The sequence below is a fragment of the Pseudomonas sp. 05T35 genome, from assembly GCF_056396605.1.
The window spans coordinates 1-17,406 of record NZ_JBFTLU010000031.1; the positions used below are offsets into that span (position 1 = coordinate 1).

Annotated in this window: 15 protein-coding genes; all 15 read right to left on the reverse strand. The window is 62.1% G+C overall.

The genetic code is table 11. The annotated features are described in order from the left end of the window. Positions 1-1,123: selenocysteine-specific translation elongation factor (gene selB, locus AC1DH9_RS04330; RefSeq protein ID WP_477807845.1), on the reverse strand; the 1,123-nt coding region annotated here is incomplete at its 3' end. Next, the gene (selA, locus tag AC1DH9_RS04335; RefSeq protein WP_477807846.1) at positions 1,120-2,550 is read right to left on the reverse strand and encodes an L-seryl-tRNA(Sec) selenium transferase; all 1,431 of its coding nucleotides are present in this window, start codon (positions 2,548-2,550) and stop codon (positions 1,120-1,122) included. The genes selB and selA, both read right to left, overlap by 4 nt. 86 nt (positions 2,551-2,636) lie before the next feature. Continuing rightward, entirely contained in the window at positions 2,637-3,563 is a 927-nt protein-coding gene (gene fdhE, locus AC1DH9_RS04340) for a formate dehydrogenase accessory protein FdhE (RefSeq protein ID WP_427545412.1), read from the reverse strand. 4 nt (positions 3,564-3,567) lie between these two features. Continuing rightward, positions 3,568-4,221 carry a formate dehydrogenase subunit gamma gene (locus AC1DH9_RS04345; RefSeq protein ID WP_427545410.1) on the reverse strand — a complete coding sequence of 218 codons (654 nt, stop codon included), beginning with the start codon at positions 4,219-4,221 and terminating at the stop codon, positions 3,568-3,570. Beyond that, complete coding sequence (fdxH, locus tag AC1DH9_RS04350) at positions 4,218-5,168, reverse strand: formate dehydrogenase subunit beta (RefSeq protein WP_054597364.1); 951 nt, start codon at positions 5,166-5,168, stop codon at positions 4,218-4,220. Before fdxH ends, AC1DH9_RS04345 begins: the two co-directional genes overlap by 4 nt. Continuing rightward, positions 5,168-8,233 carry a formate dehydrogenase-N subunit alpha gene (fdnG, locus tag AC1DH9_RS04355; protein WP_477807847.1) on the reverse strand — a complete coding sequence of 1,022 codons (3,066 nt, stop codon included), beginning with the start codon at positions 8,231-8,233 and terminating at the stop codon, positions 5,168-5,170. The genes fdxH and fdnG overlap by 1 nt, the downstream gene beginning before the upstream one ends. Positions 8,234-8,377: 144 nt before the next feature. Then, the gene (locus AC1DH9_RS04360; protein WP_216743122.1) at positions 8,378-8,725 is read right to left on the reverse strand and encodes a carboxymuconolactone decarboxylase family protein; all 348 of its coding nucleotides are present in this window, start codon (positions 8,723-8,725) and stop codon (positions 8,378-8,380) included. A 42-nt stretch (positions 8,726-8,767) separates the two neighbouring features. Continuing rightward, positions 8,768-10,756 carry a thioredoxin domain-containing protein gene (locus tag AC1DH9_RS04365; protein ID WP_427545405.1) on the reverse strand — a complete coding sequence of 663 codons (1,989 nt, stop codon included), beginning with the start codon at positions 10,754-10,756 and terminating at the stop codon, positions 8,768-8,770. Between the two features lie 24 nt (positions 10,757-10,780). Beyond that, a complete protein-coding gene (gene sufT / locus AC1DH9_RS04370; RefSeq protein WP_427545403.1) occupies positions 10,781-11,614 on the reverse strand; it encodes a putative Fe-S cluster assembly protein SufT in 834 nt (277 codons plus the stop codon). 6 nt (positions 11,615-11,620) lie between these two features. Next, on the reverse strand, positions 11,621-12,079 hold the full coding sequence (sufU, locus tag AC1DH9_RS04375; protein ID WP_347926691.1) for a Fe-S cluster assembly sulfur transfer protein SufU: 459 nt from the start codon (positions 12,077-12,079) through the stop codon (positions 11,621-11,623). Beyond that, positions 12,076-13,350, reverse strand: a complete 1,275-nt coding sequence (locus tag AC1DH9_RS04380; protein ID WP_427545401.1) for a SufS family cysteine desulfurase — start codon at positions 13,348-13,350, stop codon at positions 12,076-12,078. The genes sufU and AC1DH9_RS04380 overlap by 4 nt, the downstream gene beginning before the upstream one ends. Further along, on the reverse strand, positions 13,347-14,657 hold the full coding sequence (gene sufD, locus AC1DH9_RS04385) for a Fe-S cluster assembly protein SufD (protein WP_427545399.1): 1,311 nt from the start codon (positions 14,655-14,657) through the stop codon (positions 13,347-13,349). Before sufD ends, AC1DH9_RS04380 begins: the two co-directional genes overlap by 4 nt. Next, positions 14,654-15,418, reverse strand: a complete 765-nt coding sequence (gene sufC, locus AC1DH9_RS04390) for a Fe-S cluster assembly ATPase SufC (RefSeq protein WP_427528883.1) — start codon at positions 15,416-15,418, stop codon at positions 14,654-14,656. Before sufC ends, sufD begins: the two co-directional genes overlap by 4 nt. Positions 15,419-15,434: 16 nt before the next feature. After that, positions 15,435-16,883 (reverse strand): Fe-S cluster assembly protein SufB, encoded by a 1,449-nt coding sequence (sufB, locus tag AC1DH9_RS04395; RefSeq protein ID WP_427545397.1) that lies wholly within the window; start codon positions 16,881-16,883, stop codon positions 15,435-15,437. A gap of 89 nt (positions 16,884-16,972) precedes the next feature. Further along, a complete protein-coding gene (locus tag AC1DH9_RS04400; RefSeq protein WP_427528879.1) occupies positions 16,973-17,290 on the reverse strand; it encodes a Rieske (2Fe-2S) protein in 318 nt (105 codons plus the stop codon). Between the last annotated feature and the right edge of the window lie 116 nt (positions 17,291-17,406).

Genomic DNA, 17,406 nt, shown 5'->3' on the forward strand with positions numbered 1-17,406 from the left:
GTGCTTGCAACTGCATCAGCCTGGCCGGAACGCGACGTTGGCGGGCCGGTGCAAACGGATCGAGCACCCGTCCTCCGCCGAGAGTGCGCCGTGCACTCTGGTCGCGCAGGACCAAACGGTCGCCATGCACGGCCTGCAACGGCGCGTTCAGCAACAGTTGCGCGAACATCCGCACGCCCGGCTCCAGGCGTGTGCCCTCCAGCAAGGCGACCCGGGCGGTGACGTCCTGAGTGCCCAGATGCACGTGCACCGCACTGAAATGTTCAAAGGCGCGTGGTTCGCTGGCCAGCAACTGCATCTCGATGTCCAGGCGCTGCGTGGGTGCGAACAGCCACTCGGCCAGCATCCAGTCACCGCGATGGATCTGTTCCAGGGCCAGGCGTTCGGTACTCAGGTTCAACGCCACCCGCTGCCCGGCCCACGCCTCGACGACCACATGATTCTGCGCATGCAAACTGCGCACTCGCACAGGCTTGCCTGTCTGGCCCAACAAGAGTGTGTCGCCCACCCTCACCTGCCCAGCCAGCGCTGTGCCAGTGACCACGATACCGGCGCCGGCGACGCTGAAAGCGCGGTCGATTGCCAGACGGAATCCTCCGCTGGCGCTACGCTGCCGGACCTCATGCTGGGCGGTCAACAATGCCTGGCGCAGGGCTTCAACGCCCTCCCCGGTCAGGCTCGACACGGCGAACTGCGGCGCGCCGCAATACGGCCCCGGCGCCAGCAACGCGGCGACCTGGGCGTGTACCGACTGCACCTGTGCCGGCTCGACCCGGTCGATTTTGCTGATCACCACCAGCGCCTTTGGGATCCCCAGTAGCTCGACAATCGCCAAATGCTCGCGGGTCTGGGGCATGACCCCGTCATCGGCGGCCACCACCAGCAACACCAGATCAATGCCCTGAGCGCCGGCGAGCATGTTGTGGATGAAGCGCTCATGCCCCGGCACGTCGATAAAACCGGTCATCTCCGCCCCAGGGTCCAACGGCGCATAAAGGAAGCCCAGGTCGATGGTGATGCCGCGTTCACGTTCTTCCCGGTGGCGATCGCCGGCTTGTCCCGTCAGGGCCTTGAGCAAGGCCGTTTTGCCGTGGTCAATGTGTCCAGCGGTGCCGACAATCACCTTGCCTCCCCCGCTCCTTGCAGCAGGTCGAGTTGAGCGAGCCAGGCCGCTTCGTCGTCCAGCTGGCGCAGATCCAGCCACAGCGCATCGTCGTCGATACGACCGAGCACCGGAATGGGCAAGGCTCGAAAAGCCGCTTCCAGACCATGCAGTTGCCGACTACGCAAGCGTTTGKACACGTGCGGACGCAGGCACAGGGCGGCGCTTGGCAAGCGCGCAATCGGTTGGCTGCCGCTGCCGATCATGCCCAGCGCCGGCAGCGCCGTTACTGCCCAACCGTCGCCCAATACACGCGCCAGCAGCGGACACAGGCGTTCGGCCTGAGCAAGGATATCGGCTTGCGGGCGGGTGAGCAGGCGCAGGCTGGGCAAGCGTTCGGCCAATCGGTCGGGATCACGGTACAACCCCAGCACGGCTTCGAGGGCGGCCAGGGTCAGTTTGTCTACGCGCAACGCCCGCTTGAGCGGGTTCTTCTTGATTCGGGCGATCAGTTCCTGGCGACCGACGATCAATCCCGCCTGAGGACCACCGAGCAACTTGTCACCGCTGAAGGTGACGATATCGGCCCCGTCGGCCAGCGCCTGGCGCACAGTAGGTTCAGCGGGCAGGCCCCAGCGGGTCAGGTCCAGCAGACTGCCGCTGCCCAGATCTTCCAGCAATGGCAACCCGTGCCGGTGGGCCAGTAGCGCCAGTTCGGCGGTCGGTACCTGGGCCGTGAAGCCTTGAATGCTGTAATTGCTGGCGTGGACGCGCATCAACAAGCCGCTGCGCGGGCCGATGGCAGCTTCGTAGTCGCGGGGATGGGTGCGGTTGGTGGTGCCGACTTCATGCAGTTTGACCCCGGCCCGCGCCATGATGTCGGGGATGCGGAATGCACCGCCGATTTCGATCAGTTCGCCACGGGAGATGATGCCCTCTTTGCGCGCTCCCAGGCTGTTGAGCGCGAGCAGTACGGCGGCCGCGTTGTTGTTGACCACCGTCACCGCCTCGGCACCGGTCAGCTCGCGTATCAGGCCCTCGATCAGGTCGTCGCGATCACCACGCTTGCCACTCGCCAGGTCGAATTCCAGATTCAGCGGATAACGGGCAGCCTGTTGCACCGCCTCGATCGCTTCCTCCGGCAGCAATGCCCGACCGAGGTTGGTATGCAGTACCGTGCCGGTAAGGTTGAACACTCGCCGTACCCGACTGCGGTACTGGTTTGCCAGACGTTCGCCGGCCCTCCCCGCCAATACCTGAGCCGTGAGCTCAAGGGCGTCAAGCTGACCCCGTTGCACCGGTTCACGCACATCGTCGAGCAACTGTCGCAGAGTCGCGAGCAAGGCATCGCGGCCATAACGTTCAGCCAGCGGCTGGCAGGCGGCGTTGCGTAACAGGCTATCGATGGAAGGTAAACGCGCGGGGACGCTGGCAAGTTTTGCGGGCATCAAGGGGGCTCCCTGAAACGGTTGGCCGTCGCGGGAGTGGAATGAAACAGGCTCCGGTCCCGGAAACCTGAGTGTAGCCGCTGTGATCAATCTCCCCCTGGCGCCAGCATCAGGTTCGGTGCCAGCCGCTGGTAACCTTCCAGGTCCAGGCGCATGTCCAGCGTCAAGCTGGCGAGGTCCGTTGAGAGCGCTTCGGCGTCAGCATCGTTTTCCAGGTACAGCAGTTTCAGGTAACTGTTGCAGCCGGGGCAGATTTCAGCCCGCAGTGGCGCCTGGCTGGCCGTATGCCGATCATCCTCGAAACTGACGTATTTGAGTCCTTTGCTTTGTTCGCAGTAGACACATTTGACCCGCACCACATGCCATTCGCAGGCACACAGCGAACACACCAGGTAACGCAACCCGTTGTATTTTCCCCGTTGGTGAATCACCCCGGCCATGGCCGGCGAACCACAGGCCGGGCATCGGCCAAGGCTGGCGCACGGCTTCAGTTCACTAACCGGCATGCCGAGCAGCCAGTGGCTCCATGCCGCCTGCAAGGCCGCACCGAGAAACGGCACCAGCGCCGCTGGCAGCCCTGCATACTGGCCGTTGAGCAAGGCAATCGCCCAGACCTTGCGCTGCCCGACGCTGGCGGTGTGCAAGGTGGCCACGGCACTTTTCACTGCCGAACGCGGCGGTGCCTGGTAACGCCGCAGCAGGGTTTCCAGGTACGGCAGCCAGCCGTCTTCGCGTACCAGACTGTCGGCGGCCAGCGGTGGCAAGCCATGTTCCTGGCATAACAACAGGCGCTCAGGATTCGGGGCCGGGGCCAGTGGTGGCTGGTCCAACAGGCTTTGCTGGACATGACACAAATCGGCGACCAGCCGCAGGAAATCGGCCAGCGGATGCCCATTGGCCAATCGCTCCAGGCGCATCGCACGCAAGGTGTACAGGTTGGGCGGCGGCAGGCGCAGGAACGGCGGTGTGCTCGCCGCCGCCTCGATTTGTCCGGGCTCGAGTATCGTGCTCAAGGCATCATCCTTTCTTGCTTATCTGGCTGTCAGGGTTCTCGTCGTGTGTCACCTCGCGGTACCAGAGCGCATGATGTTTCTTCGCCCAGGCACGGCTGACCCCGCCATGCAGCATTGCGCTGACCGAGCCCTTGATCCAGAGGCCGGCGTAGATGTGCACGATGATACTCAGCACCAGCACGAACGCCGCCAGCGCATGCAACAGCATTGCCAGGCGAATCGAGGTGATGCCGAAGTATTGGCTGAAATAGGCCCGCCAGATCACCACCCCGCTCAGCAGCAATATCAGCATGCAGACCAACAGGGTCCAGAACAGCAGCTTCTGCCCGGGGTTGTACTTGCCGATGGGCGGTACGCCTTCCTCCTCATTGCGCATCACCCGGTTGACCCGTTTGAGCCACAGGCGGTCGTTGTCGATGAAAAAGTTGGCTCGCCAGAAGCTGATCACCAGCCCCAGGAAAAACACGAACATCAGCACGCCCATGAAGGGGTGCAGGATGCGCGTCCACGGCCCGCCGCCAAACAACTCGCTGAGCCAGAACAGCGACGGGTGGAACAGTGCCAGACCCGACAGGGCTGCCATGAAAAACAGAATCGCCACCAGCCAGTGATTGGTGCGTTCGTTGGCGTTGTAGCGCAGGATCGTTTTGTCTTTCATGGTCGCCTGTCCTCCTGCGATCCTGGCGTGTTCGGGTCATAGACATGCACCGTCGGGTCGACTTCATGCACGCTGGAATCCTTGCCGGGCGGGTGTTCGTCTTCCTCGACGCGCTGCGGGCCGATGCGCACGTAATGGAAAAAACCCGCCAGCACCGCAGCGCCCATGGCCAGCAACGCCAGTGGTTTGCTCACGCCTTTCCACAGCCCGACCAATGGGCTGATGACCGGCTGGTTCGGCAAGCCGGCGTACAGCGATGGCTGGTCGGCGTGGTGCAGGACGTACATCACATGCGTGCCGCCGACGCCGGCGGGATCGTACAGCCCGGCGTTGTCGAAGCCCCGTGACTTGAGGTCGACGATGCGCTCGGCGGCGTGTTCTTTCATGTCCTCCTTGCTGCCGAACACGATGGCGCCGGTCGGGCAGGTCTTGACGCACGCCGGTTCCAGCCCGACCGCCACCCGGTCCGAACACAGCGTGCACTTGTAGGCCTTGTGGTCTTTGCGTGAAATGCGCGGAATGTTGAAGGGGCAGCCGGTGATGCAATAACCGCAGCCGATGCAATGGTCCTGATCGAAATCGACAATGCCATTGGCGTGCTTGATGATCGCCCCGGGACTTGGGCAGGCCGCGAGGCAGCCGGGTTCGGCGCAGTGCATGCAACCGTCCTTGCGAATCAGCCATTCGAGGTTGCCGGCATCGGTTTCGTGCTCGGTGAAGCGCATCAGGGTCCAGGTCTCGGCGCTGAGATCCTGCGGGTTGTCGTAGGTTCCATGGTTGTGGCCGACCTCGTCGCGCAATTCGTTCCATTCCGAACAGGCCACCTGGCAGGCCTTGCAACCGATGCACTTGGTGGTATCGATGAGTTTGGCGACTTCCTCCTGTTGACGTACCGAAGGCGGCAAGGTGGTGGTGGCCGAACGGGCAATGATGTCTTGGTTGGCCATCAGATTTTCTCCACATTGACCAGGAATGACTTGGATTCCGGGGTCTGTGTATTGCCGTCACCGAGGAACGGCACCAGGGTGTTTGTCAGGTAGCCATGCCGGGTTGCCCCGGTGAACCCCCAGTGCAACGGAATGCCGATATGGTGCACGGTCTGGTTGTTGACCTGCAGCGGACGAATCCGCTTGGTCACCACCGCCACCGCCTCGATATGCCCGCGCTTGGAGCTGACCCTTACCCGATCGCCTGGGGCAATCCCCTTCTCCTTGGCCAGGGCTTCACCAATCTCGACGAACTGCTCGGGCTGGGTGATGGCATTGATCGGGCAATGCTTGGTCCAGAAGTGGAAGTGCTCGGTGAGCCGGTAGCTCGTGGCGGCATAGGGGAAATCCTTCGCCGTCCCGAGCGACTCCCAGACCGAATCGAAGATGCGCCCGGCCGGGTTGCTGGTCGCCTTCTTGTTGGTGGGGTGCAGCGGGTTGATGCCGATAGGCGTTTCGAACGGTTCGTAATGTTCCGGGAAAGGCCCTTCGTTCATCTTGTCGAGGGCGAAGAAACGCGCCACCCCTTCGGGGTTCATGATGAACGGGTTCATGCCTGCTTCCGGCGGTACGTCGGCCTTGTAGTCAGGCACATCGGTGCCGCCCCAGGACTTGCCGTTCCACCACACCAGGCGCTTTTTCGGATCCCACGGCTGGCCTTTCGGGTCGGCCGAGGCGCGGTTGTAGAGAATGCGCCGGTTCATCGGCCAGGCCCAGGCCCATCCCAGATTCTGCTTCATCCCGAAAGGGTCGCTGTTGTCGCGGCGAGCCATCTGGTTGCCCTGCTCGGTCCAGCTGCCGCAGAAGATCCAGCAGCCCGACGCCGTGCTGCCGTCGTCCTTGAGCTGGCCAAAACCGGATAGCTGCTGCCCCGCCTTGAGCGTCGCGCCCGTGGCGTCAGTGACATCGGCAATCGCGTAGCCGTTGAACTCCTTGGCAATCTCTTCCGGTGTCGGATCGTCAGGCACCTTGTAGGGCCAACTGAGCTTGAGAATCGGCTCGGCGAAAGCACCGCCGTTGGCCTGGTAACGCTGACGCAAACGGATGAACAGCTCGCTCATGATCTTGATGTCGGTGCGTGCTTGTCCCGGACCATTGGCGCCCTTCCAGTGCCATTGCAGCCAGCGGCCGCTGTTGACCAGTGAGCCATCCTCTTCGGCGAAGCAGGTGGTGGGCAGGCGGATGACTTCGGTCTGGATGCCGGCCGTTTCGACATCGTTGTAAGGCCCGACATTGCGCCAGAATTCCGAAGTCTCGGTAGCGAGCGGGTCCATCACCACCAGCCACTTGAGTTTGGCCAGCGCGGCCATCACCCGGTTCTTGTCGGGTAAGGCAGCGATGGGATTGAAGCCTTGGCAGACGTAGCCGTTGACCTGCCCGCTGGACATCATGTCGAACACTTTCAGGATGTCGTAGCCGGGGATGTCGAGCTTCGGCAGCCAGTCGTAGCCCCAGTGGTTGTCGGCGGTGGCATTGGCACCGTACCAGGCCTTCATCAGGCTGACGTGGAACTTGCCGTAGTTCTGCCAATAAGACAGCTGTCCGGGCCGAAGTGGCTTGAGTGCACGCTTGGCAATGTAGGCGTCGTAGTCCTGTTCGGCATCGCCCGGCAAGGTCAGGTAGCCGGGCAGCAGGTTCGACAGCAACCCAAGGTCGGTCAGGCCCTGGATGTTGGAGTGCCCGCGCAGGRCATTGACGCCCCCGCCCGGCATGCCGACGTTGCCCAACAGCAACTGCACCATGGCTGCGCTGCGAATCATCTGCGATCCCGTCGAATGCTGGGTCCAGCCCAGCGCATAGAGAATCGTCATGGTCTTGCCCGGTTGCGAGCAAGTAGCAATCTCTTCCCAGATCTTTTGCAGGGCATCTTGCGGCATGCCGCAGATCTGGCTGGTCAGCTCCAGGGTGTAGCGGCTGTAATGCTGCTTCATCAGTTGGTAGACGCAACGCGGGTGCATCAGGGACGGGTCGACTTTGGCGAAACCGTCCTCGCCGATTTCATAGCCCCAGCTCGACTTGTCGCTGTAGGTACGCTTGGTCGCGTCGTAGCCGGTAAACAGCCCGTCCTCGAAACCAAAGTCGGCCTTGACGATGAACGCCACGTCCGTATAGGCGTGCACGTACTCGTGCTGGATCTTGTTTTCAGTGAGCAAATAGTTGATCAGACCGCCCATGAAGGCGATATCGGTGCCGGTACGGATCGGTGCGTAATAATCGGCCACCGAGGCGGTACGGGTGAAGCGCGGGTCGACCACGATCAAGCGCGCCTGGTTGTGCGCTTTGGCTTCGGTCACCCATTTAAAGCCACAGGGGTGGGCTTCAGCAGCATTGCCGCCCATGACCAGGACCAGATTCGCGTTGGCGATATCGGTCCAGTGGTTGGTCATCGCACCTCGGCCATACGTTGGGGCAAGACTTGCCACCGTCGGGCCATGTCAGACACGTGCCTGGTTATCGAACCCCAGCATGCCCAGACTGCGAACGACCTTATGGGTCATGTAACCGGCTTCGTTGGAGGACGCCGAGGCAGCGAGAAAACCCGTCGTCAGCCAACGGTTGACCGTTTGGCCCTTGGCATTCTTCTCGATGAAGTTGGCGTCACGGTCGGCCTTCATCAGGTCGGCGATGCGATCCAGCGCTTCATCCCACGACACCCGCGTCCACTCCTTGCTGCCCGGCTTGCGTACTTGCGGATATTGCAGCCGGCTGGGGCTATGGACAAAGTCCAGCAGGCCTGCGCCTTTAGGGCACAGCGTGCCGCGATTGACCGGGTGGTCGGCATCCCCTTCGATGTGGATGATGCTCTGATTGACGTTCTTGGCCGCATCGCCCTGGCTGTACATGATCAAGCCGCAACCCACCGAACAGTAGGGACAGGTATTGCGGGTTTCATGGGTATGGGCCAGCTTGAAGTGGCGGACTTGCTCGGCGAAGGCTGGCGCGGGTGCCATACCCAGCGCGGCCAGGCTGGAGCCTCCAAGGCCGATAGCGGCGACCTTGAAGAACTGACGACGGTTGAGGTCCATCGTGCGCTCCTGATCAGGTGGAGTTACCCGGAACTTGCCCGGGAAATCTTGGACGAACACGGTGACTGAACGACGGCCGCCGACACTTGAAACTATAGTCAAGATTGCACGGGATGTAGCGAAACCCGGTCGTCGGCGGTGTACTCAGAGCTCCGGCGCGTCATTGCCTCTTTTCCCGATCACATCATCCACCCAGCTCATCGCCGCAATGACCGTCGGGAAGCCGATCGTGCTGGTCAAGGCGATCAGTGCGTGATGGATCTCCTCAGTCGTCGCCCCGGCTGCCAGTGCCCGTCGGGTATGACTGTGCACGGCGCCTTCCGAGCGGATTGCCGCCGCGGCACCGAGCTGAATCAGCTGGACGGTTTTCTCGTCCAGCGGCCCGGCATGATGCACCGCTGTACCCAGGGCCTCCAAGGCACTGAAGTAATCAGGATATAGATGCTTGAGACGTTGGTACGTGTAAGGGTTGTGGCTGCTCTTGTTGTCCATCGTTGTCTCCTCGCGTTGACGGTTTGATTCAATTCCGGCTCTTCATTTCAGGCAGCGCTCTACAAGCTCCTCGGCGCTGGTTACCGGTGGCTCGCAAGTGCGGTTTCGGCAGACATAGGCGCTGGTTTGTCCCGCAAGCGCATGTCGGCCCGCGCCGATGGGCACATCCTCGGCAAAGGCCAGGACGCGTGCCGGCAGGTAGCGGCGCTGCAGCTTCGCGACCAAGGTGCTGGCGGCGGAACGCTCGCCGGCAACGACGATGCTGATCGGGCCACGCTGTACCCAGTCCTGCGCCGCCAGCAGATGGGCGAAACCGAAGGGATTCTGCGCGGCTGCAGCGCGATACATCGCCAATACCTGCTCGGCGCGTTCGTGGTAAAGCTCGCGGCCGGTCAGTTCAAAAAGTCGCAGGAAAGCGAACACGCAGGCCGAGGTACCTGACGGCCAGGCACTGTCGTGCGGTGCCCGAGGCCTGTGCACCAGCGGCTCGCCATCGCTGGGCGTGAAGTAAAGTCCGTCCTCCCAGAACTTGGCGAGGATCACCTCGACCAGTTGCGTGGCGCGTTCGACATAGCGTTTATCGAAGTCGCACTCGTAGAGATCGATCAAGGCGTTGGCGAGGAAGGCGTAGTCTTCGAGGAAGCCTGGAACCTTCGCCGTGCCCTCCCGCCAGGCCCGGTAAAGTCCACCTTCAGGCGTCGAGAGTCGGTCCAGAATGAAGTCGGCGGCGCGCCTCGCGGCGTCCAGATACGTTGTGGTTCCGGTCGCCTGATAAGCCGCGCAGAGACCCTGGATCATTAACGCGTTCCAGCTGGTGAGGATGTTCTCGTCGCGCCCCGGACGAATACGTTGGGCACGGGCCAGCAATAACCTGTCGCGCAGGCCCTTGAGCTGTAGTTCCTGCACTGCGTCCAGTGCGACTGCGCGGTGCAGCACCGTGCTGCCATGCTCGAAGTTGCCGTTGGCGGTGACGCCGTAAGCCCGGCAGGCCAGCGCAGCATCCGGCTCGCCGAGCGCGGCCTGCACTTGAGCGAGTGTCCACACGTAGAACTTGCCCTCTTCACCCTCGCTGTCAGCGTCTTCACTGGCGTAGAAACCGCCGTCAGGGTGAGTCATGTCACGCAGGATGTAGTCGGTGCTTTCCTCGAACACACGCCGCCAGGCAGGCTTGCCGGTCTCGCGATAGGCATCGGCATAGAGCTTCACGAGCTGACCGTTGTCGTAGAGCATCTTTTCGAAATGAGGAACGGCCCAGCGTTCATCCACGCAGTAACGAGCAAAACCGCCGCCGAGGTGATCGTAGAGCCCGCCAGCGGCCATGCGATCAAGGGTCAACTCTACCGAATGCAGCAAATCCGGCTCGTGCAGACGCTGATAGACGCGCAGGACCAGATCATGGCAGGCCGGGTTGGGAAATTTCGGCGCGTTGCCCAGGCCGCCGTTCACCGGGTCGGTGTTTCGGGCAAACAACCGGGCAGCGGTGGCCGGCTGGTCTGGCTCCAGCGGTGTATCACCCTCCAGCATTGACGCCTCCAGCTTGCGATAACCCTGAAGGAACTGTTCAACATTCTGTTGCAGYGCTGCGCGGTTATTCTGCCAGGCGTCGCTCAGACCGAGCAGCAGTTGAGCGAAGCCTGGCCGACCATAACCGTCGTCTGGCGGAAAGTAGGTGCCGCCGAAGAACGGCTCGCGCTCGGCAGTCAGGAACACCGTTAACGGCCAGCCGCCGCCCTGCCCCATCATTTGCACGACTTGTTGATAGATGTCGTCGAGGTCAGGCCGTTCCTGGCGGTCGACTTTGATATTGATGAAGCGCTCGTTCATCAGGCGCGCGGTCTCGGGGTTCTCGAACGACTCGTGGGCCATCACATGACACCAGTGGCAGGCGGCATAACCCAGCGACAAGTGGATGGGCTTGTCCTCGTCGCGCGCGCGGCGGAACGCTTCCTCGCCCCACGGATACCAATCGACGGGGTTCTCTGCATGCTGGCGCAGATAGGGCGAAGTCTCTTTGGCGAGTCGATTGCTCATGGCTGGCTCCTCACGCCGGGTTCCTCAGAACAGCCCCAACTGCAAGCGCGCTGTCTCGGACATACGGCTTTGATCCCATGGCGGGTCCCAGACGATCTCGACCTCGACCTCGCTGACTCCAGGGATACTCTGGACCTTGGTGTACGCCTCTTCTTTGAGTACGTCGCCCATTCCGCAACCGGGCGCGGTCATGGACATCTTGATCTCGACTCGCTGGCCGCCGTCGGCAAGCAAACGGGTTTCACACTGGTAAATGAGCCCGAGATCGACCACGTTGACCGGGATCTCCGGGTCGTAGACGGTGCGCAGCATGTCGAACACTTGCTGGACGTCGAACCCGCCACTGCTCGCCTGGGGCTGCTCCTGCTGCTGAGCATCCCGCCCCAACGCATCGGCGTCAGCGGCGGCGATCCGTGCCAGCCGGCCCCTGGAGATTTGCACCGTGAAGCTGCCACCGAGCGCCTGGGTCACCACTACCTGCTCGCCACGACCCAGTTGCAGTCGCTCCCCGCCCGGAATCAGGGTGACTGCGCAGTCCCGCGTGAGTTCGATCGGTTGCAGGTAGCCCGGTTTATTCGGGTTATCGAAGTGGAAGCCGGCGCCATGCAGGTCATACGTAAAATCGACGGACAAACCATCGGCACGCCCCGCGCTCGCGGGATCGAGCGACAGCTTGATGCCGTCTGCCTCGACCGTGATATCGCCTTCGGCAACGCGCTCAAAGAAAAACTCATGCGCGAAATGCTCGTCGATCTTCAGCCGCACTCCGCGCACATGGCCGTCTGCCAGGGCATCGAGCAAGACTTTGCGTGCCGGTTCGCGCAGGTGAATACGGGGAATTGGTAATGTGGCTGCCATGGCTGATTACTCCGTCGTGACCTGCGAGGCGCCGCCTTCGAGAGCGCTACGCAGCGTGTGCCAGGCCAGAGTGGCGCACTTGACCCGCACCGGAAACTCCCAAACGCCCGAAAGCACCGCGAGTTTACCGAGCTCTGCGGGTGTCACCCGGGCGTTTGGCCCTTCGGTGAGCAACGTATGCACCCGGGCAAAAAGTGCCTGCGCCTCCTCCGGTTTTTTCCCCTTCACCGCCAGCGTCATCAGGGACGCCGAGGCCTGGGAGATGGCACAGCCAACCCCCTGAAAGCTGATGTCCTCGATCACCCCGTTCGCAAGCTTGAGATAGATCTTCAACTGATCGCCGCACAGCGGATTGAAACCCTCCGCCGTACAGGTCGCGTCCGCTAGTGGGTGRAAGTTACGCGGCCGTTTGCCGTGGTCGATGATCACGTCCTGGTAGAGGTCGCGCAGTTCGTCGCCACTCATCGGAACACCTCCTGAACTTTGGCCAGACCGGCCACCAGTGCATCGATATCACGCTCGGTGCTGTAGCAGCCGAGCGACGCGCGAGCGGTGGCGGGCACGCCGAAACGGTTCATCAAGGGCTGTGCGCAGTGATGCCCGGTGCGAATCGCGATCCCTTCGCGGTCGAGGATGGTGCCGATGTCGTGCGGGTGGATGCCGTCGAGGACAAACGAAAGGACCCCGACCTTCTCTGCTGCCGTACCGATCAGCCGCAGGCCAGGCACCGTCGACAGCGCCTTCGTGGCGTAGGCCTGCACGGCCTGCTCGTGAGCCGCAATCGCCTCTGGCCCGAGTTCAGCGAGAAAGTCGATCGCCGCACCAAGGCCGATAGCGCCGGCCATGTTCGGCGTTCCCGCTTCAAACTTGTACGGCGGTTTGTTGTAGACGGTTTTCTCGAAGCTGACCGAGAGAATCATGTCGCCGCCGCCCTGATAAGGCGGCATGCTTTCGAGCAGCTCGTGACGGCCGTAGAGCACGCCGATGCCGGTGGGGCCGTACATTTTATGGCCAGACAAGGCGTAGAAATCGCAGCCCAACGCTCGTACGTCGACCTTGAGGTGCGGAGCTGCCTGGGCGCCGTCGACCAGCACGCGTACGCCACGCGCATGGGCGAGTTCGACAATACGCCGGATCGGGTTGATGGTGCCCAGCACATTGGAGACATGAGTGACGGCCAGCAGCCGGGTCCTGGGCCCGATCAGCCGTTCCAGCTCATCGAGCAGCAGTTCGCCAGCGTCGTTGATCGGTGCCACCCGCAGCCGCGCGCCAGTCTGCTCGCAGAGCATTTGCCAAGGCACGATATTCGAATGGTGTTCCATGGCCGTGATCAGTACCTCGTCGCCTGCGCGGAGCTGAGTCTTGCCATAGGTTTGCGCCACGAGATTGACCGCTTCAGTCGTGCCGCGGACGAAGACGATCTCTTCGACKGACTCGGCATTGAGGAAGCCCTGGACCTTGGCCCGAGCCTTTTCATACTCCTCGGTGGCGCGCACCGAAAGATAATGCACGCCGCGGTGCACGTTGGCGTTTTCCTTTGAAAAGAAGTGCGACATGGCGTCGATGACCGCCTGCGGCTTCTGGCTGGTCGCGGCACTGTCGAGGTAAATCAGCGGCTTGCCGTAGATCGTCTCCGCGAGGATCGGGAACGCCTGGCGCACACGTTCGACGTCGTAGCCTGGCGAAAGGTGGAGTGGTTTCGATAGCCCTTGAAGGCGGTTTTCGAGGTCGCTCATGCCGACACCTCCCGCCCGTGCAACTGCGCGGTGACCAGTCGCTGCACATGCTCGCGCAACGGCTCCAGCTCAATGAGCTCGAGCATCTCGCTGACAAACGCGAAGGTCAGCAGTGACCGCGCTGCCGCCAGCGGAATCCCTCGTGAGCGCAGGTAGAAAATAGCCTGCTCATCCAGTTGACCGACGGCGGCACCGTGAGCGCACTTGACGTCATCGGCAAAAATCTCCAGCCGAGGCTGAGAGTTGACCTGGGCCGACGTCGACAACAACAGATTCTTGTTGGTCTGGCTGGCATCGGTCTTCATCGCTCCCGGACGCACGATGATCCGTCCGTCAAAGATTCCATGCCCATGATCATCGATCACGCCCTTATAGCGTTCGCGGCTGGTACAACGCGGTGCCCGATGCTCGATGGTTGTCTGGTTATCCAGGTGTTGTTGGCCTCGCGGCAGGTACAAACCGTTCAGGGCGACTTCGGCGCCGGGACCTTCGAGTACCACGCGCAGCTCTTGCCGTGCCAGCGTCGAGCCCAGTGCCAGGGAATGCGCTATGAAGCGGCTGCCCTGCGCCTGGCGCACACTGAGCAGCGCGACGTGGAAGGCAGCCGTGCTCTCGTTCTGCAGCGTGTAATGTTCAAGCGTGGCGTCGGCGTCCAGCAGCACCTCGCTGACTGCGTTACTCAGGTAGACCGCTTCCCCGCTGCTGACGTGGCTTTGCACCAGAATCGCCCGGCTCCCGGCCCCCATCTGCACCAGGACACGTGGATGAGTCACCCGTGGCGTGGCGTCCGATGTCGAGAGAAACACCAGATGGATCGGGACATCGAGCGTCGTGTGGGCGGGAATCTGCACCAACGCCCCGTCCTCGGCGAACGCCGCATTCAGTGCGGTAAAGGCTTGGGGGTGTGAGCGAAACGCATGGGCGAACAAACTTTCGAGTTCGCCGTTGTCGGCGTTCAGCAGCGGTGCAAATGGGCACACCTTAACGCCGCGGGGCAGCCCATCAAGTGCCGACAGCTCAGGCGCGAAATAGCCGTTGACGAAGACCAGTCGCACGCCACCGTAGTTGCCGGCGAGTCGTTCGATGTCGACGGCGGACAGGTCCTGACTCGCGATCGTTTCGACCGGCTGGAAAGGAATCTCCAGGATCGGCGCGACTCGCGTGTGCTTCCAGGCCTCGTCCTTGACCGTCGGAAAGCCTTGCTCGATCACCCACTGGAACGCATCGCGGCGCAATGCTTGCAGCCAGGCCGGACGCTGGACGTCAACGCTGGGGGTGAGCTGCGAGAGGAACGCCGCGCTGTTCATGGCCTGGCTCCGGGCGCTGCAGAATCCTGCTCATAGCTGGCATAGCCGTGCTTTTCCAGCTCGATGGCCAGCTCCTTGCCGCCGGACTGGACGATCCGCCCGTTGGCCATGACGTGCACGTGATCCGGGACGATGTAGTCGAGCAGTCGTTGATAGTGGGTGATCACCAGCAGCGCGCGATCCTTGCTGCGCAGCGCATTGACGCCGGCTGCGACTGTTCGCAGCGCGTCGATGTCGAGGCCCGAGTCGGTCTCGTCGAGGATCGCCAGCCGGGGTTCGAGAATCGCCATCTGGAAAATCTCGTTGCGCTTCTTCTCTCCACCCGAGAAGTCGACGTTGAGCGAGCGGTTCATGAAGCTCTGGTCCATCTCGACCAGCGCCATGCGCTCCTTGGCGAGCTCAAGGAAATCCAGCGCATCGAGTTCTTCAAGCCCACGCTGTTTGCGCACGGCATTGAGGGCCGTGCGCAGGAAATAGAGGTTGCCGACACCGGGAATTTCCACCGGGTACTGAAACGCCAGGAAAATCCCGGCGACCGCCCGCGCTTCCGGCGGCATGGCGAGCAGGTCCTGGCCGTCATACAGCACCTGGCCGCTGACCTCGTAAGTCTCAAGGCCCGCGAGGACCTGGGCCAGCGTGCTTTTACCGGAGCCGTTCGGCCCCATGATCGCATGCACCTCGCCCGCTTCCACCCGCAGCGTGATACCCCGCAGGATTTCACGGCCGTCGACGCTGGCGTGCAGATCATTGATCTCGAGCATGCTCCCACCCCGGGCCTTAGCCCACGCAGCCCTCCAGGCTCACACCCAGAAGTTTCTGGGCTTCTACTGCAAATTCCATCGGCAGCTCCTTGAGCACTTCGCGGCAGAAGCCGTTGACGATCATCGGCACCGCATCCTCCGCGCTGATGCCGCGCTGTCGGCAGTAAAACAGCTGCTCGTCGCTGATCTTCGACGTGGAAGCCTCATGCTCGACCTGGGCACTGGGGTTCTTCACGTCGATATAAGGAAACGTATGTGCGCCACACTCGCTGCCCAGCAGCAGCGAGTCACACTGCGTATGGTTGCGGGCACCGGTMGCGGCTTTCTGGATCTTCACCAGGCCGCGGTAGGTGTTCTGTCCATGACCGGCGGATATTCCCTTGGACAGAATGGTGCTGCGCGTATGCCGGCCGATATGGATCATCTTGGTGCCGGTGTCCGCCTGCTGGTGATTGGCTGTCAGGGCTACTGAATAGAACTCGCCGACCGAATAATCGCCCTGGAGAATCACTCCCGGGTATTTCCAGGTGATCGCGGAGCCGGTTTCGACCTGGGTCCAGGAAATCTTCGAGTGCGCGCCTGCACATTTGCCGCGCTTGGTGACGAAATTGAAGATACCGCCACGTCCTTCGGCATCGCCGGGGTACCAGTTCTGCACCGTGGCGTACTTGATCTGGGCATTATCCAGCGCAACCAGCTCGACCACCGCCGCGTGCAGTTGGTTATTGTCGCGCATCGGCGCGGTGCAGCCCTCGAGGTAGCTCACATAGGCGCCCTCTTCTGCAACGATCAACGTGCGTTCGAACTGGCCGGTGTCCGCGGCGTTGATGCGAAAGTAGGTCGACAGTTCCATCGGGCAACGCACGCCCTTGGGCACGTAGCAGAAGGAACCGTCGGAAAACACCGCCGAGTTCAGCGTGGCAAAGAAGTTGTCGCTGTAGGGCACCACCGAACCGAGGTACTTGCGCACCAGTTCCGGATGCTTTTGCACGGCTTCTGAGAACGAGCAGAAGATCACCCCGACTTCGGCGAGTTTGTGCTTGAAGGTGGTCGCGACCGAGACCGAGTCGACCACCGCATCCACCGCGACGCCGGTCAGGCGTTCCTGTTCGGCGAGCGAGATGCCAAGCTTGCCAAACATCTCGCGCAGCTCGGGATCAACCTCGTCAAGACTATTGGGCCCCGGGGTTTTCGGTTTGGGCGCCGAGTAATAGATGATGTCCTGGTAGTCGATGGGCTCGAAGCGAACGTTCTGCCAGGTGGGCTCGCGCATCGTCAGCCAGTGGCGATACGCCTTCAGACGCCAGTCGAGCAGCCACTGCGGCTCGTTCTTCTTCGCCGAGATCAGGCGGATGAGGTCTTCGTTGAGGCCACGCGGGGCCGCATCGTTCTCAAAATCAGAGACAAAGCCGTACTTGTAGGCCCGGTTGCTGAGTTCGCGGATCCTCGCATTGTCAGTGCTCATCGCGGATGCCTCCTGCTGTTGGCAGGATGATGTGATCGTTTAACTATACTCCTTCCCTGTTCCTTACGACCCGAGCTAGCCCCTGGCGTTCAAACATCCGACGATTGCCGTAACAGGATGTCGTTACCGTCCACCCGGACCTCGAACTGTTCGACCTGGTAAGCCGGTTCGGTGAGGCATTCGCCGCTGGTCACGTCGAACTCGTAGGCGTGGACCGGGCAAATCACCACGTTGTCGCACAGTATTCCGTCCCCCAGCGAACCGTCTTCGTGCGGGCAGGTGTTGTGGATGGCGAAGTACTGGCCATCGACATTGAACAGCGCGACGGGCGTGCCCCCAAGGTTCACGGTTATGCCGTTACCCGGTTCGACATCCCCCACGCAGGCGACCTTGACGAACTCACTCATGACGCCACTCCAGGAGGCATAAGACATTCCGGGTTTACGCAATCTGTAGCAACTGCCGAAGGCTGCGTTCGGCCGCGAAGCGGTMGTAAATCCTGCCTCCTCGGTCGATCTGGAAG